A 14,936-nucleotide genomic window follows, 5' to 3' on the forward strand; every position below is an offset into this window, starting at 1 on the left:
TGCGCGGCGCCCGGGATACTCATGGAGTTCTCCCGGGGAGGCTGGCATGCGGCACTTCGCGTACCTGCTGGTGGTGTTTCTCGCCGCCGGCTGCACCACCGCGCCCCCCGACGGCACCGACGGCGACCTGACCGACGGCTGGGCGCTGCCGTCCGCACCCGCGCCGTTCCGCCCGCAGGCCGGCTTGTGCCACGCGAGCCTCACCCAGACGGAGGCGGCCGCCGGCTACCGCCCGCTGGACTGCGCCCAGGTGCACGTCAGCGAGACCTTCGCCGTCGGCACGGCCGCCGACGCCGACGTGGCACCGGCGGCGGGCACGCCCGGCGCGAAGGCGGCCTACCGGGAATGCGCGGACCAGGCGGTGGACTTCCTCGGCGGCCAATGGCGCGCCGCCCGCCTCGCGGTCCACGTGGTCTGGCCGACCCGTCAGGCCTGGTCCGGCGGCGCGCGCTGGTTCCGCTGCGACGTCACCCAGTCCGACCTCGACGGGTACGGCCAGAGCGGACGCGCGGGAAGTCTCGAGGGGGAGCTCGCCGGCCCGTCCCCGCTCCGGCTGGGCTGCTTCGCCCCGTCGGTCAAGGGCGAGACGGTCACCGAGATGAAGCCCGTACCGTGCACGAGCAGGCACCGCGCCGAGTTCGCCGGCCTCTGGCAGGCCCCGGACATCTCGTACGCGGCCCTCGAATCCGGCACGGCCCGCGCCGCCGCGGGCTGCCGCAGCGTGATCGCCCGCTTCGCCCGCCTGCCGGACGACTCGGACATGCAGTACCGCAGCGGGTGGATCTCCTACAACCCGACCCGCACGGAATGGCTGGCGGGCGAGCGGCGGGTGCGCTGCTTCATCTACTTCGCCGAGCGCACGCTGACGCGGTCACTGAAGGACGCCGGACCGGAGGTCCTGCCCGTCGACTGACGGCCAGGACGCCGGGCCGGGCGTCCTGGCCGTCGACCGAGGGGCTCGCACCGGCGCGTGCTCGTGCGGCCGGGGCCGGCCGGGTGGCGATCCGGCGGCCCGGCCGACCAGGGGACCAGCGGCGCGGCAGCCCGGCAGCCCCGCAGCCCGGCGGCGCGGCAGCCCCGCAGCCCGGCGGCCCTGCGGCCCGGCAGCGCGGCAGCCCGACGACGCGGCAGCCCGGCCGCTTCGGTGGTCAGCGGCGTGCGGCGGCGACCCTTGCCTGGAACTCCGCGCTGTCGTTGGTGCGCGGGAACGGCTCGTCCGGCACCGGCACCCCGAGGAAGGCGCAGAGCGGCTCCCAGCCCTGCTTCACCTCGAACTCGAGCAGCCGGCCGGCGGGCACCTCGCGGCGTACGGCCGCGTTGTGCTCCTCGAAGATCCGGACCGCGGCCGCGCGGTCGGCGAACCGGCCGCCGAACGTGCCCTCCCAGACCAGCGCGTCGATCATGTCGATCACCGGACCGGCGGGCGTGGCACCGCCCTGCCGGGCCTGGTTCGCCGCGAAGAAGATCGTCCGGTGGGCGCTGTCGTACCAGGCGTCCGGGTCGCGCACGGTGAGAATCACCTTGGCGTCCGCGTGCTCGGCGGTCAGCTCCCGCCAGAAGTACGTTCCCGGCCAGTCCACGGTGGACCGGTGACCGGCCAGGGCCTCGCGCAGGCGGCCGGCGTCCCCCTCGGCGGCGCGCCGGAACGAGTCGGCGCGCTCCGGCGCTTCGAACAGCGACGTCATGTGCATGCACGGGCCGAGACCCAGCCGCTCGAGGGCGACCTTGAGGCTGAGTGTGCCGGTACGTCCGAATCCTGCTCCGATGACATCCATCCGTCATCAATACCAGGGTTTGTTGACCCGAAAAGTGAACTTTTCGACGCGATATCGGGCGCCTCGGCACGTTCGCGCAGGTCATGGGTCGCGCACCCCATCGCCCGGCCACGGGCCGCTCACCCCGCCACCGCGCCACCTCACCCGGGCGGCCACGCCACCTCACCCGGGCGGCCACGCCACCTCACCCGGGTGGCCGCGCCCGTCGGCCAGCCACCGGGCCGCTCAGCCGGCGCCACCGCGCCGCTCCTCACGGTGCGGTGCGGGGTAGCTCCGCCGTCGGGCGCGCGCCCGGCACCCCGCCGCCGGCACGAAGCCGCCGGCACGAAGCCGCCGGCACGAAGCCGCCGCCGGCCGGAATTGCTCAGCTGGTGCGGCGCAGGACCGCCAGGAACATCGCGTCCGTGCCGTGCCGGTGCGGCCACAGCTGCACAGTCGGCCCCGGCCCGAGCTTCGGCATGCCCGGCGGCAGCAACGGCCGGGCGTCCACGAAGTCCACCTCGACCCCGCTGCGGCGCGAGCCCTCGGTGACCGTCACCTGCGTCTCCACCATGTGCGGGGAGCACGTCACGTACGCCACCACGCCACCCGGGCGTACCGCGCGCAGAGCCGCCACGAGCAGCTCCCGCTGGAGGCGGGTGAGCGGCGGGAGGTCGTCCGGCCGGCGCCGCCATCGGGCCTCCGGGCGCCGGCGCAGCGCGCCCAGACCCGTGCACGGGGCGTCGACCAGGACCCGGTCGAACGACTCCTCGGCCAGGTCGGGGTCGCGGCCCACCGTACGCCCGTCCGTCGGCAGGACGGTGACCGGCAGACCGACGGTGGCCTGCTCGACCAGCTGGGCCCGGTGGTCGGCGACCTCGACCGCGGTGACGTCGGCGCCGCGCAGCGCGGCGATCGAGCCGAGCAGGCCGGTCTTGCCGCCGGGGCCGGCGCACAGGTCCAGCCAGCGGGTGTCGCGGCCCTCGACCGGCGCGGCCAGCAGCGCCGCCGCCACCAGCTGCGAGCCTTCGTCCTGCACGTGGGCGCGGCCGTCCCGAATGGCCGCGAGGTCGCCCGGCGAGCCGCCGTTGAGGTAGACCGCGTACGGCGAGAACGCGCCCGGCACCCCGCCCACCTCGTCGGCGAGATCGACGGCGTCGGAGCGGCCGGGGCGGGCGCACAGGTGTACGACCGGCGGCTGGTTGTCCTCGATGAGCAGGCGCGCCGTGTCCTCCAGGTCGCCGCCGAGCGACTCCGCGAACGACCGGATGATCCACTCGGGGTGGTTGTGCACGACGGCGAGGTTGCCGATCGGATCCTGCTCGTAGTCCGGCGCCACGCGCGCCAGCCAGTCGTCGAGGCTGGTCTCGGAGATGCCGCGCATCACCGCGTTCGAGAAGCCGGCCGCGCCGGGCGCGACCGACCGGACCAGGTCCACGGTCTGGTTCACGGCCGCGTGGGCGGGCACCCTGGTGAAGAGCAACTGGTACGCGCCGAGCCGCAGCGCGTCACGGGCCGGCGGGTCGATGCGTGACACCTCACGCCCCGCCGCCTCGGCGATGATCAGGTCGAGGGTGCCGACCGCGCGCAGGGTGCCGTACGTGAGCTCGGTGGCGAACGCCGCATCCCGCCCCTGCAGCCCCATGCCGCGCAGGATCTCGGGCAGCACGAGGTTCGCGTACGCGTCGTCGCGATGCACCGCCGCGATCGCCTCGTACGCCGCCTGCCGCGCCGGGTCGGACGGCGGGCGACCGCCCCGCGGCGCGCGACCGGTGCGGGCGTCGCGTCCCTGGGTGCGGCCGTAGCCGGGCCCGCCGGGACGCCGGGGCCGTCCGGAGTTGTGCGGCCGGTCCGCGCGGTGTTCCCGGCTGTCCGCGCGGTCCGTGCGCTGGTCGCTGCTGTCCGGCCGGTTCGTGCGCTGGTCGCTGCTGTCCGGGCGGTCCGTGCGCTGTTCCCGGCTCTCCGGCTGAGTTGCGCGGGGTGCTTCGCTGTCCTCTTTGCTGTCCGGACGGTCCTCGGCACTCACTGGAGCTGCTCCCCCGGGTTGATCCGCAGGCCGCGCGCCCAGTCGCTCGCGGACATGGGCTTCTTGCCGGCGGCCCGGACCTCGCCGAGGATCACCGGGGTGGTGGCGGTGCCGGCCAGCACGCGGGTGCGTTCGACCAGCAGCTCCCCGGGCCGGAGCGGCTCGGCGTTGGCCACCGGCCGCACCGGGCCGAGCTTGACCCGCTCGTCGCGCAGGGTGGTCCAGGCGCCGGGGGCCGGCGTGCAGGCCCGGATGCGCCGGTCGACCGCGAACGCCGGATCGGACCAGCGGACCCGCGCGTCCTCGACCGTGATCTTGGGCGCCATCGACACGCCGTCGGCCGGCTGCGGGTGCGCGCGGGCCGTACCCGCCTCGATCGCGTCGAGGACCGCCACGAGCAGCCCGGCACCCTCGGTGGCGAGCCGGCCCAACAGGTCACCCGCCGTGTCCTCGGCGCGGATGCGCTCGGTGAGCGTGCCGTACACGGGACCGGTATCCATGCCGGCCTCCAGCTCGAAGACGCTGGCGCCGGTGACCTCGTCGCCGTGCAGGACGGCGTGCTGCACGGGAGCCGCGCCCCGCCATGCCGGCAGCAGCGAGAAGTGCAGATTCACCCAGCCGTGCTTGGGGATCTCGAGCGCGGACGGCGGAACGAGCGCGCCGTACGCGACCACGGGCACACAGTCGGGCGCGAGCTCGCGCAGCCGCTCCTGGAACTCCGGCTCCCGCGGCCGCTGCGGGGTGAGCACCTCGATGCCACGCTCGTCGGCCCAGGCGCCGGCGGGCGAGCGGACCAGGCGGCGGCCACGGCCCGCCGGGGCGTCCGGCCGGGTCACGACGGCGACGAGCTCATGGGAGGACGCTGCGATCGCGTCGAGGGACGGGAGGGTGACTTCCGGCGTACCGGCGAAGATCAGACGCACCCGGTCACCGCCCCAGGCCGAAGAGGCCGCTGCCGTGCGGGCTGGTCTTGACCACCGGCGGCTTCCCGGCGTGGTACCAGTCGGCGGCCCGGATCTGCTTCATCGCCTCCTTGCGGGCGGCGGCGTCGAGCCGGTCAAGGAACAACACCCCGTCCAGGTGGTCGGTCTCGTGCTGCATGCACCGCGCCATCAGGCCGGTGCCCACCAGCTTGATCGGGTCGCCGTACTCGTTGAGGCCCTCCGCGACGACGTTCTGCCGCCGTTTCGTGTCCACGTAGACGCCCGGGATCGACAGGCAGCCCTCGGGGCCGTCCTGCTCCTCGGCGTCGGGGAAGCTCAGCACCGGGTTGACGATGTGCCCGACCACGTCGTCGACGTTGAACGTGAACACCCGCAGACCCACACCGAGCTGCGGGGCGGCCAGCCCGGCCCCGGACTCGTCGAGCATGGTGTCGGTGAGGTCCCGCACGAGGGCGCGCAGTTCCTTGTCGAAATCGGTGACCGGGTCGGCCTGCGTACGCAGCACCGGGTCGCCGAACAGACGGATGGGCTGGACGGTCACGCGATGCCACTCCTGATCGCCGTACGGTGGGACACCCTGCAGTCTACGGAGCAGGCAGCACCGCCTGCACCGAGCCTCACCGCCGCCGGAGCCGGGACCGCCGGCGGCGGCGCCGACCCGGCGGCGATGCCTCCCGGCGGCGTCTCCCGGCGAGCAAGCCGGCGGTCGCAACGGCGCCTGGCTGCCGCCGGCCTGGCCCCCCGGTCGCAACGGCGCGTGGCGGGCTTGTTGCGGCTGGCTCAGCCCAGCGAGACCGGCAGCGTCGCCCATCCCCGCAGCGTGAGCCTGTCCCGGCGGGCGGGCTCCCCCGCCGCCGCGATCCGCGGGAACCGGCGCAGCAGGGCGGGCAGCGCCACCTTCGCCTCCAGCCGGGCCAGCGGCGCGCCCAGGCAGTAGTGAGCGCCCGCGCCGAACGACAGCGGCGCGTTGTCCGGCCGGTCCGGGTCGAACCGGTCCGGGTCGGCGAAGCGCTGCGGATCCCGGTTCGCGGCCCCCAGGAACAGCACGAGCTCGCTGCCCGCAGGCACCGGCACCCCGGCGACCTCGGCATCCACCCCCGCGAACCGCTCGGTCAGCTGCACCGGCGAGTCGTACCGCAGGATCTCCTCCACGAACGCCGGGGCCAGCTCCGGATCCGCCCGCAGCCGCGCGGCCTGCTCGGGCCGCTCGAGCAGCAGGTGCAGGCCGTTGCCGAGCAGGTTGGTGGTGGTCTCGAACCCGGCCACCAGCAGCAGCGCCAGGTTGCCCATCAGCTCGTCGGCGGTCAGCTTGTCGCCGCCGGCGTCGTGCGCGGCGGCCAGCGCGGTCACCAGGTCGTCCCGCGGCTCCTGCCGCCGCAGCTCGATCAGCGAGGTGAAGTAGTCCTCCAGCTCCTTGGCAGCGCTGTGCGCCGCCACCGCCTGCTCCTCGGTGAAGCGCACCTCGAGAACCGCGGTGAGCGCCTCGGCGAGGCGCCGGAACCGCCCACGATCGCTCGCGGGCACGCCCAGCAGGGCGCAGATCACCCCGATCGGCAACGGGTACGCCAGATGCGTCATGTAGTCCACGACCCCGCCGTCGGCCTGCCCGGCCAGCTCGTCCAGCGCCTCGTCGACCTGCGCGACGATCACGTCCTGCAGCCGGGCGACCCGCCGTGCCGTGAACACGCCGGACGCCAGCCGCCGCATCCGCGTGTGGTTGGGCGGGTTCTGCCGCAACATCGAATCGGCGAACAGCGCGACACCGCGGTTCGCCCGCCAATCGGACCATTGCGCGTCGAGCAGCGCGGAGTCGTACGCGACCATCGCCGGGTCGCGCAGAATCGCATCGGCGGCGGTGTACCCGCACACGAAGAACGCCCCGCCGTGCCCGACGACCGGCCCGTACGACCGCAGCGCCGCGTACGCCGGGTAGGGGTTACGGCCGGCTCCGGCCGAGAGCAGGGTCGAGATGGCGTCGGCGGCATCCATCGCTCCATTGTGCTGACCCGTCCACCCCCATGTCGATCAAGCAGCGCTGTCTATTTCCGGCACCGGCCGAGCGAGGTCGCCGGCATCCCGTGCGGGAACGCGACGCGTCGGTCTCCGGCAGACGACGCCGCGCACCGCCGCGTCCGACGTGCGGCCGCCCTCCTCGCCCGGTCGGGCGCGTGCGTCGCCGTTGACCGCGCCTGTCTGCGGCCCGGCACGCGCGTCAGAGCAGCTCGGCCGGGTCGACCTGGACGCGGACCGGCAGGGCCGCCTTCTTCGCGCTCCGCACGGCCGCCGCCTCGTGCAGCGCCCGGGCCAGCTCGGCCGCTCTGCCGCGCGACACCCGGACGAGCATGCGTTCCTGGTCGTCCGGCGCCGGCACCGGGCCCAGCACCTCTGCGCCCGGGGGCAGGTGCGTGGCGTCGAGGAGCTCGGCGACCGCCTCGGCCTTGCCGGTGAGGCTCGCCATCCGGGCAGCCGGCGGGAAGCCGAGTTCACGGCGCTCGGCGAGCTCGCGGGCGGCGAACCAGCCCGGATCCCAGCGCAGCAGCGCCTGCACCGGGGCGAGTGATCCGTCCGCCACGACCACGACACGGCCTCCGGCGGGTGCCGGACGGGCGAGAGCCGCCGCGGACAGCCAGCGGCGCATCGTCTCCTCGGCCGCGCGCAGGTCGGCGCGGGTCAGCAGGGCCCACGTGTCGAGCAGGAGGACGGCGCCGTACCCGCCTTCGGCGACCGGCTCGGCCCCCGGCGTCGCGACGACCAGCGCGGCGTCGCCCGGCACGGTGTCGAGGATCTCGTCGCGGCCCGACGTCCGCACCGGCACGCCCGGGAAGGCCCGGCCGAGCTCTTCGGCCGTGCGCCGCGCGCCGGTGACCGAGGCGCGCAGCCGGCGGCCACCGCAGGCGGGACACGCGTACGCAGCGGCGGCGCGCCCGCACCAATGGCAGGTCGGAACGGATCGTGCCCCGGCCAGCCCGAGCGGCCCGGAACAGTGCGGGCACCGCGCGGGGGTGCGGCACTCAGCACAGGCGACCGACGGCAGATAACCGCGGCGCGGCACCTGAACGAGGACCGGCGCGCCGCCCTGCAACGCCTGCCGCGCCGCCTGCCAGGCCAGGCTGGGCAGCCGCGCGGTCGCCGCCCCGGGATCACGCGCGAGCTGCGGATCATCCCCGGTCGGCGCGATCGCCGGGCTCCGCGCGCGCAACGTGCCGCGCGTCGCCACGATCTCCTTGGCCCAGCCGGTCTCCAGGAGCAACTGCCCTTCACCCGTACGCGCGAAGCCCCCGACAAGCGCAGCACACCCGGCGAGCTGAGCCCGGGTGAGCAGCACCTCCCGGGCGTGCGGATAGGGCGCCCGCGGCTCGGCGTGCAGATCGTCGCCGTCGTCCCAGATCACGACGAGCCCCACATCGGCGACGGGTGCGAACATGACCGCCCGCGTCCCGACGACAACCGGCACCCGGTGCCGGCTGGCGGCGAGAAAACGCCGGTACCGCTCGGAGGGCCCGGCGGCGGCGTTGAGCGCGACATGCCGCCCGTCCCCGAGCACCTTGGTCAGGGCCCGGTCGAGCCGCTCCAGATCCCGGGCATCGGCGACGACGGCAACCACACCCTTGCCGGCCCGTACGGTGGCAGCGGCAGCCTCAGCGATCCGAGCCGGCCAGTCCTCACCGGGCAACGCCGACCAGACCGCCCGCGCGGGCCGACCGTCCGCGAGGGCGTGCAGGAAGGCGGGACCCGCCGGGTAATCGGCCCAGCCCGGCGCGAAGGAACCGGAGGCGTCGGAGGACACGGCCGCACCGGCGTCAGCGGAGTGAGCCGCCCGGCCGGGCTCGACGGCCACCGGAGCCGCGTCGACCGGATGGGCACCACCGGAGCCGGGCTGCCCGTCCCCGGCCTGCTCGGCCCCCACGGCCGGCACAGCATCCATGTCGGGCACATCGACCGAGACCTGGTCATCCGCCCCCACGACACCCGCGCCTGGCACATCGACCGAGACCGCGTCATCCGCCCCCACGGCCGCCACAGCACCCGGCACATCGACCGAGACCGCGTCATCCGCCCCCACGGCCGCCACAGCACCCGCGCCAGGCACGGCCGTTGAGACCGGCTCGTCCGCCGCAGCCGAATCAACAGCTTCGCCGGGCCCGTCCGGCATGACCGGCCCACTCACCATCGCGGGAACAGCGGAGCCCGGATCGTCCTCCGGGGTCGGAACGGCGGGCATGGCCTGCGCCTCGACCCGGGCGTGGCGGGGTGGCACGGCCAGGCGCAGCACGTCGGACAGGTTGCCGGCGTAGCGGTCCGCCACCGCGCGGGCGAGCCGGGCGATCTCGGGGTCCAGGACGCGTTCGGGTGACACGACCTTGTCGAGGAAGGCGAGTCTCGCGTGCGCGCTGGACTCCACGCGCTCGAGGAGGAAGCCGTTGACCATCTGGCCCGCGAACCGGACCTTGACCCGGACCCCGGGCTGCGCCGCGGCATCGTCGGCGGCCGGGACCAGGTAGTCGAACGGGCGGTCCAGGTGCGGCAGCGGCACGTCGACGCAGACCCGCGCGACCGGCAGCGCCGGTGCCGGTTCGCGGTCCTTGCTCTTCGCCGTCACCCGGACATTCTCGCGCCGGGGTACGACATCTTCGTCGAACAGCGCGGCAGCCCCCACGTCCGCCGACGACGCCGGCGCCCGTACCGGGGATGGTGACGACGCGGGCGCCGGTACCGGGGACGGTCCCGCCCCGGAACGAGCAGATGCTTCGGAACGAGCAGATGCCCCGGCACCGGCCGGGGCATCTGGCTTCGTCGTCAATGCGCTGAACGCCGCGGCGATCGATCGCCCGGCTGAGCGGCAGCCGTCAGGCTGCCGCGTTCTTCAGGTCCTGGGCGCGGTCGGTGCTCTCCCAGAGCAGTTCCGGCAGCTCACGGCCGAAGTGGCCGTACGCGGCGGTCTGCTGGTAGATCGGGCGCAGCAGGTCCAGGTCGCGGATGATCGCGGCCGGGCGCAGGTCGAACACCTCGTGGATCGCCTTCTCGATGCGCTCCACCGGCACGTTCTCGGTGCCGAAGGTCTCGACGAACAGCGAGACCGGGTGCGCCTTGCCGATCGCGTACGCGACCTGCGTCTCGCACCGCTCGGCGAGGCCCGCGGCCACCACGTTCTTGGCGACCCAGCGCATCGCGTACGCCGCGGAACGGTCCACCTTCGACGGGTCCTTGCCGGAGAAGGCGCCGCCGCCGTGGCGGGCGTAGCCGCCGTACGTGTCCACAATGATCTTGCGGCCGGTCAGGCCCGCGTCACCCATGGGGCCGCCGATCTCGAAGCGGCCGGTCGGGTTCACCAGCAGGCGGTAGCCCTCGGTGTCCAGGCCGAGGCCCTCGAGCTCGGGGGCGATGACGTGCTCGCGGACGTCCGGGGTGAGCAGCGACTCGAGCGAGATGTCCGCGGCGTGCTGCGAGGACACCACCACCGTGTCGAGGCGCACCGGGCGCAGACCGTCGTACTCGATGGTCACCTGGGTCTTGCCGTCCGGGCGCAGGTAGGGGATCGTGCCGTCCTTGCGCGCCGCCGACAGCCGGCGCGCCAGCCGGTGCGCCAGCGCGATCGGCAGCGGCATCAGCTCGGGCGTCTCCGAGCAGGCGAAACCGAACATCATGCCCTGGTCGCCCGCGCCCTGCGCGTCGAGGACGTGCTCGGAGTTGCCCTCGCGCAGCTCGACCGCGCTGTCCACGCCCTGCGCGATGTCCGGCGACTGCGAGCCGATCGACACGCTCACGCCACACGACGCGCCGTCGAAGCCCTTCTTCGACGAGTCGTACCCGATGCCCAGGATGGTCTCGCGCACGATGCTCGGGATGTCGGCGTACGCCTGCGTCGTGACCTCACCGGCCACGTGCACCTGGCCAGTCGTGATCAGCGTCTCCACCGCGACGCGGCTACGCGGGTCCTGCCGCAGCAGGGCGTCGAGAATACCGTCGCTGATCTGATCAGCGATCTTGTCCGGGTGGCCTTCCGTGACCGACTCGGAAGTGAACAGGCGGCGTGCCACGGTGCTCCTCAGATTTCGTCGAAGGTTCGTTCCGCGGCAGTGTAGTCACCGCCGCTGGGTGGGTGCAGGTCCGGTCTCACGCCGTCCCATCCTCGCTGGCCTGCGGATCGAGGCGCGAGGCGACCTCGTCCCATATCGCATCCGCCACATCGTCTTTGGGGAGTTCCCCGAGCTGCAGGGTGGTCCCGTCGGCGCCCAGGATGGTCACCGTGTTGTGGTCGGCGCCGAAGACCCGGTCGGTACCCACCTCGTTAACGACGATGAGGTCGGCGCGTTTCCGGGTGAGTTTGCCGCGGGCGTTCTCGAGCGCGTCGTGCGTCTCGGCGGCGAACGCGACGAGCAGCTGACCAGGGCGCTTCGCGGCACCCAGCTCCGCGGCGATGTCCGGATTGGTGACCAGCTCGATCGCCGGCGCCGTACCGTCGTCGGATTTCTTGATCTTCCGGCCGGCCACGGCGGCGGGGCGGAAGTCGGCGGGCGCGGCCGCCATGACGACGACGTCGGCCGCCGCGGCGGCCTCGACGGCCGCCTTCCGCAGCTCCTCGGTGGTGCCGACCCGGACGACATCAACACCCGCGGGTACGGGCAGAGTGACGTTCGCCGCAATGAGCGTGACCTGCGCCCCACGGGCGACCGCCGAGCGCGCGAGCGCGAACCCCTGCTTGCCGGACGACCGGTTGCCGAGGAACCGTACGGGGTCGAGCGGCTCCCGCGTGCCGCCCGCGGTGACCACGACCCGCCGCCCCGCCAGGTCGCTGTCCGCGGCGGCACCCCGGCGCAGCACCCGCAGCGCGGCCGCGAAGATCGCCTCGGGGTCGGGCAGCCGGCCCTTGCCGGTGTCGGCGCCGGTGAGCCGGCCGACGGCGGGCTCGATGACGACGATCCCGCGGCTGCGCAGGGTCGCGACGTTGGCCTGGGTGGCGGCGTTCTCCCACATCTCGGTGTGCATCGCCGGGGCGAACACCACCGGGCAGGTCGCCGTGAGCAGTGTGTTGGTCAGCAGGTCGTCGGCGATGCCGTGCGCGGCCTTGGCGAGGATGTCCGCGGTGGCGGGGGCGACCACGACCAGGTCGGCGTGCCGGCCGATACGGACGTGCGGCACCTCGTGCGCGTCGTCCCACACCTCGGTGGCGACGGGCCGGCCGGACAGCGCCGCCCAGGTCGGCGCGCCGACGAACCGCAGGGCTGAGGCGGTGGGCACCACCCGGACAGCATGCCCGGACTCGGTGAACAGCCGGAGGAGCTCACACGCCTTGTAGGCGGCGATCCCGCCACAGACACCGAGCACGACCTCGGTCATGACCACACTCCTCTACCGGGTGACGACGAACTGCCGGGGGATGACCGCCGGGAGACGACCGCCGGGAGACGACCGCCGGGAGACGACCGCCGGGAGACGACCGCCGGGAGACGACCGCCGGGAGACGACCGCCGCACGACGACCGCGAGGCGACGGGCGCCGGAGCGACCGCGCAGACGAAGGACCGCCGGAGCGACCGCCCAGGTGACGCGATGCCCGAGCGACGGACCGCCGGAGCGACCGCCCACGTGACCGGCCGCCCGGGCGACCAACCCCTGAGTGACGAACCTCGAGGTGGCGAACCGCCCGGGGAACGGAAAACCCGCGCCCGCACGAAGCGGACGCGGGTGCGACGCAGCGAGGCGGCACGGGCCGCCGGTGAAGCGAGGCGATCGGAACCGCCGATCAAGCTGGGCGATCGGAAACCACCGGTGAAGCGAGGCGGCCGGGGCCGCCGGTGAAGCGAGGCGGCCTGGCCGGGTCTGCGGCGAGGCGGCCGGGCCGCGGGTGGATCGGGACGGCCGGCCGTCAGGGGTTGTCGGTGGCCTCGGCGGTGAGCAGCCCCGCGTTGATCTCGCGCATCGCGATCGAGAGCGGCTTCTCCTGCGGGGTCGTCTCCACGAGGGGGCCGACGTACTCCAGGAGGCCCTCACCGAGCTGGCTGTAGTAGGCGTTGACCTGGCGGGCGCGCTTGGCCGCGAAGATCACCAGCGAGTACTTCGACGAGGTCTTGTCGAGCAGCTCGTCGATCGGCGGGTTGGTGATGCCCTCGGGGTTGGCGATGGTTCCCACGGAATTCCTGTCCTAACGACGACGACTGAGACCCGGGCGACCCGGTGCGATGTCCAGAAAGTGCGGGATGTTCTAGGACTCCGGCACCTGCGCGGGGGTCAGAAATGACGAACCGAGCAATCCTACCAGCTCGTCGGCGGCGCGCTCGACGAAGTCGTTGACCACCGTACGGTCGAATTCCTTCTCCGCGGCGAGCTCCTCGTCGGCGTGCGCGAGGCGGCGACGGATGGTTTCCTCGTCGTCGGTGCCGCGGCCGATCAGGCGGCGGCGCAGCTCCTCGACGCTCGGCGGGGCGAGGAACACCAGCTGAGCGTCCGGCATCGAGGCGCGCACCTGGCGCGCGCCCTGCAGGTCGATCTTCAGCAGCACCGGCCGGCCCTGCGACAGCCAGCCCTCGACCTGGGCGCGGGGCGTGCCGTAGAGGTTGCCCGCGAACTCCGCCCATTCGAGCAGCTGGTCGCCGTCGACGAGGCGCTGGAACTCCGAACGGGTGACGAAGTGGTAGTGCTCGCCGTCCGTCTCGTAGTCGCGCTTCTTGCGGGTGGTCACCGACACCGACAGCTTGATCCATGGCGAGCGCGCCCGGATCAGCTCGATCACGCTGTCCTTGCCCACCCCCGAGGGGCCGGAGAGGACGGTGAGTCGGGCCGCCGGGCGCGCGTCGTCATCCATGCTCACGGCTCATTCCTACACGAGCCCGTGAGTCAGTTTGCAGCGAACTCCCCCAGGAGGGCCTTACGCTGCTGCTCGCCGAGGCCACGAAGGCGACGGCTGTCGGCGATCTTGAGCTTCTCCATGATCTGGGTAGCCCGGATCTTGCCGATGCCCGGCAGCGCCTGGAGCACGGCCGAGACCTTCAGCTTGCCGACGACGTCGTCGCCCTCGGCCCGGTCGAGCACGGCGGCGAGGGTGGTCTTGCCGGACTTGAGCTGATCCTTCAGCTCGGCCCGGGCCTTGCGAATCTCCGCGGCCTTCTCCAGCGCGGCTGCACGCTGCTCGGGGCTCAGTGACGGGAGCGGCACCAGTTCTCCTCAGGTCCCTATCGCGCCTGTAGTCCAATACCGGCGCATCTGTGAAACGTGGTGTGCCAGGGAACCAAAGGGGCATGTGGTTCCCGGCGCCGGGAAAACTAGCGGTCAATGGCCGTTTCGGCAACGTGGGGGTACCCCCCACCCGGCTGCGGCCGAGCCTGGTAAGCAGGCCGTTTCACCCGATCACCGCCCGGCAGGCGGCCACGGCGCGGTCCGCGGCGGCCTGCAACGCGACCGCCTCCGGGCCCGCGGAGAGAACCTCGCGTGAGTACGACGGCAGCACGTTCCGCAGGCTCTCACCGAAGATCAACTTCAGCCCCGCGGGGTCGCCGCCCTGGGCGCCGAGGCCGGGCGCGAGGAGCGGCCCGTTGACCGCGGACAGGTCGTGCCCGGTGTCCCCGATGGTCGCTCCGACCACGAGTCCGAAACTTCCGAGGCCCGTCGCACCCCTGTTGAGCTGGGAAATCTCGTCGATGACGGTCTGCGCGACGGTCCGCCCGCCGGCCGCGCGGGCGTGCTGAACCTCCGGTCCTTCCGGATTGGACGTCAGCGCGAGGACGAAGACGCCGCCGCCGTGCGCGGCCGCCATGTCGAATGCCGGCTGCAGCGAACCCACCCCGAGATAGGGACTGACAGTAATCGCGTCGGCACGCAGCGGACTGTCCGGATCCAGGTAGGCGCTCGCGTACGCCGCCATCGTCGAGCCGATGTCGCCCCGTTTCACGTCGAGGAGCACCAGCGCACCGGCCTCGCGTGACTGTCGGATAATTGACTCAAGAACGGCGATGCCGCGTGACCCAAATCTCTCGAAGAACGCCGACTGCGGCTTCAGGACGGCGACCCGATCGGCCAGTGCTTCGACAACCGTAAAGCTGAAGCGTTCCAGGCCGGCGACGTCGTCGGAGAGTCCCCAGCGCGCCAGCAGAGCGGCGTGGGGATCGATGCCGACGCACAGCGGACCACGCTCGTCCAGGGCGGCGCGCAATCGGCTTCCGAAGGTCTCCATGGGGCAGGGTTTCCTCTCCTGTCAGGTGGCGGACAGCACCGCCGC

13 protein-coding genes are annotated in these 14,936 nt (G+C 73.5%); 1 reads left to right on the forward strand and 12 read right to left on the reverse strand.

Annotation, left to right across the window (positions count from 1 at the left end; translation table 11 throughout):
- Positions 1-46 precede the first annotated feature (46 nt).
- The gene (locus AB0K03_RS26870; protein ID WP_364689834.1) at positions 47-913 is read left to right on the forward strand and encodes a septum formation family protein; all 867 of its coding nucleotides are present in this window, start codon (positions 47-49) and stop codon (positions 911-913) included.
- A 235-nt stretch (positions 914-1,148) separates the two neighbouring features.
- Here AB0K03_RS26870 and AB0K03_RS26875 read toward each other — a convergent pair whose 3' ends face one another.
- From AB0K03_RS26875 to pyrF, 12 genes are all read right to left on the reverse strand, one after another.
- Positions 1,149-1,775, reverse strand: a complete 627-nt coding sequence (locus AB0K03_RS26875; RefSeq protein WP_364689837.1) for a sulfotransferase family protein — start codon at positions 1,773-1,775, stop codon at positions 1,149-1,151.
- Between the two features lie 364 nt (positions 1,776-2,139).
- Positions 2,140-3,780 (reverse strand): transcription antitermination factor NusB, encoded by a 1,641-nt coding sequence (locus tag AB0K03_RS26880; protein ID WP_364689840.1) that lies wholly within the window; start codon positions 3,778-3,780, stop codon positions 2,140-2,142.
- Entirely contained in the window at positions 3,777-4,703 is a 927-nt protein-coding gene (gene fmt / locus AB0K03_RS26885) for a methionyl-tRNA formyltransferase (RefSeq protein ID WP_364689843.1), read from the reverse strand. The genes AB0K03_RS26880 and fmt overlap by 4 nt, the downstream gene beginning before the upstream one ends.
- Positions 4,704-4,707: 4 nt before the next feature.
- Entirely contained in the window at positions 4,708-5,265 is a 558-nt protein-coding gene (gene def / locus AB0K03_RS26890; protein WP_364689846.1) for a peptide deformylase, read from the reverse strand.
- A 239-nt stretch (positions 5,266-5,504) separates the two neighbouring features.
- Positions 5,505-6,713: a cytochrome P450 gene (locus tag AB0K03_RS26895; RefSeq protein ID WP_364689849.1), complete on the reverse strand. Its 1,209-nt coding sequence runs from the start codon at positions 6,711-6,713 to the stop codon at positions 5,505-5,507.
- Positions 6,714-6,936: 223 nt separating this feature from the next.
- Positions 6,937-9,324 (reverse strand): primosomal protein N', encoded by a 2,388-nt coding sequence (locus AB0K03_RS26900; RefSeq protein ID WP_364689852.1) that lies wholly within the window; start codon positions 9,322-9,324, stop codon positions 6,937-6,939.
- Positions 9,325-9,571: 247 nt separating this feature from the next.
- Positions 9,572-10,762 (reverse strand): methionine adenosyltransferase, encoded by a 1,191-nt coding sequence (gene metK / locus AB0K03_RS26905; RefSeq protein ID WP_364689855.1) that lies wholly within the window; start codon positions 10,760-10,762, stop codon positions 9,572-9,574.
- A gap of 76 nt (positions 10,763-10,838) precedes the next feature.
- Positions 10,839-12,062 carry a bifunctional phosphopantothenoylcysteine decarboxylase/phosphopantothenate--cysteine ligase CoaBC gene (coaBC, locus tag AB0K03_RS26910; protein ID WP_364689858.1) on the reverse strand — a complete coding sequence of 408 codons (1,224 nt, stop codon included), beginning with the start codon at positions 12,060-12,062 and terminating at the stop codon, positions 10,839-10,841.
- 528 nt (positions 12,063-12,590) lie between these two features.
- Positions 12,591-12,854: a DNA-directed RNA polymerase subunit omega gene (rpoZ, locus tag AB0K03_RS26915; protein WP_015623990.1), complete on the reverse strand. Its 264-nt coding sequence runs from the start codon at positions 12,852-12,854 to the stop codon at positions 12,591-12,593.
- Positions 12,855-12,926: 72 nt separating this feature from the next.
- On the reverse strand, positions 12,927-13,526 hold the full coding sequence (gene gmk, locus AB0K03_RS26920; RefSeq protein WP_364689861.1) for a guanylate kinase: 600 nt from the start codon (positions 13,524-13,526) through the stop codon (positions 12,927-12,929).
- A 32-nt stretch (positions 13,527-13,558) separates the two neighbouring features.
- On the reverse strand, positions 13,559-13,876 hold the full coding sequence (mihF, locus tag AB0K03_RS26925) for an integration host factor, actinobacterial type (protein ID WP_071807771.1): 318 nt from the start codon (positions 13,874-13,876) through the stop codon (positions 13,559-13,561).
- A gap of 184 nt (positions 13,877-14,060) precedes the next feature.
- Positions 14,061-14,891 (reverse strand): orotidine-5'-phosphate decarboxylase, encoded by an 831-nt coding sequence (gene pyrF, locus AB0K03_RS26930; protein WP_364689864.1) that lies wholly within the window; start codon positions 14,889-14,891, stop codon positions 14,061-14,063.
- Positions 14,892-14,936 lie beyond the last annotated feature (45 nt).

The sequence above is a fragment of the Actinoplanes sp. NPDC049316 genome, from assembly GCF_040677315.1.
Classification (GTDB): Bacteria; Actinomycetota; Actinomycetes; order Mycobacteriales; family Micromonosporaceae; genus Actinoplanes.

Excerpts from the sequence above, each read along its gene's own strand:
- AB0K03_RS26875 (WP_364689837.1), bottom strand. The coding sequence starts at position 1,775 with ATGGATGTCATCGGAGCAGGATTCGGACGTACCGGCACACTCAGCCTC.
- AB0K03_RS26870 (WP_364689834.1), top strand. The coding sequence starts at position 47 with ATGCGGCACTTCGCGTACCTGCTGGTGGTGTTTCTCGCCGCCGGCTGC.
- coaBC (WP_364689858.1), bottom strand. The coding sequence starts at position 12,062 with ATGACCGAGGTCGTGCTCGGTGTCTGTGGCGGGATCGCCGCCTACAAG.
- AB0K03_RS26895 (WP_364689849.1), bottom strand. The coding sequence starts at position 6,713 with ATGGATGCCGCCGACGCCATCTCGACCCTGCTCTCGGCCGGAGCCGGC.
- gmk (WP_364689861.1), bottom strand. The coding sequence starts at position 13,526 with ATGGATGACGACGCGCGCCCGGCGGCCCGACTCACCGTCCTCTCCGGC.
- pyrF (WP_364689864.1), bottom strand. The coding sequence starts at position 14,891 with ATGGAGACCTTCGGAAGCCGATTGCGCGCCGCCCTGGACGAGCGTGGT.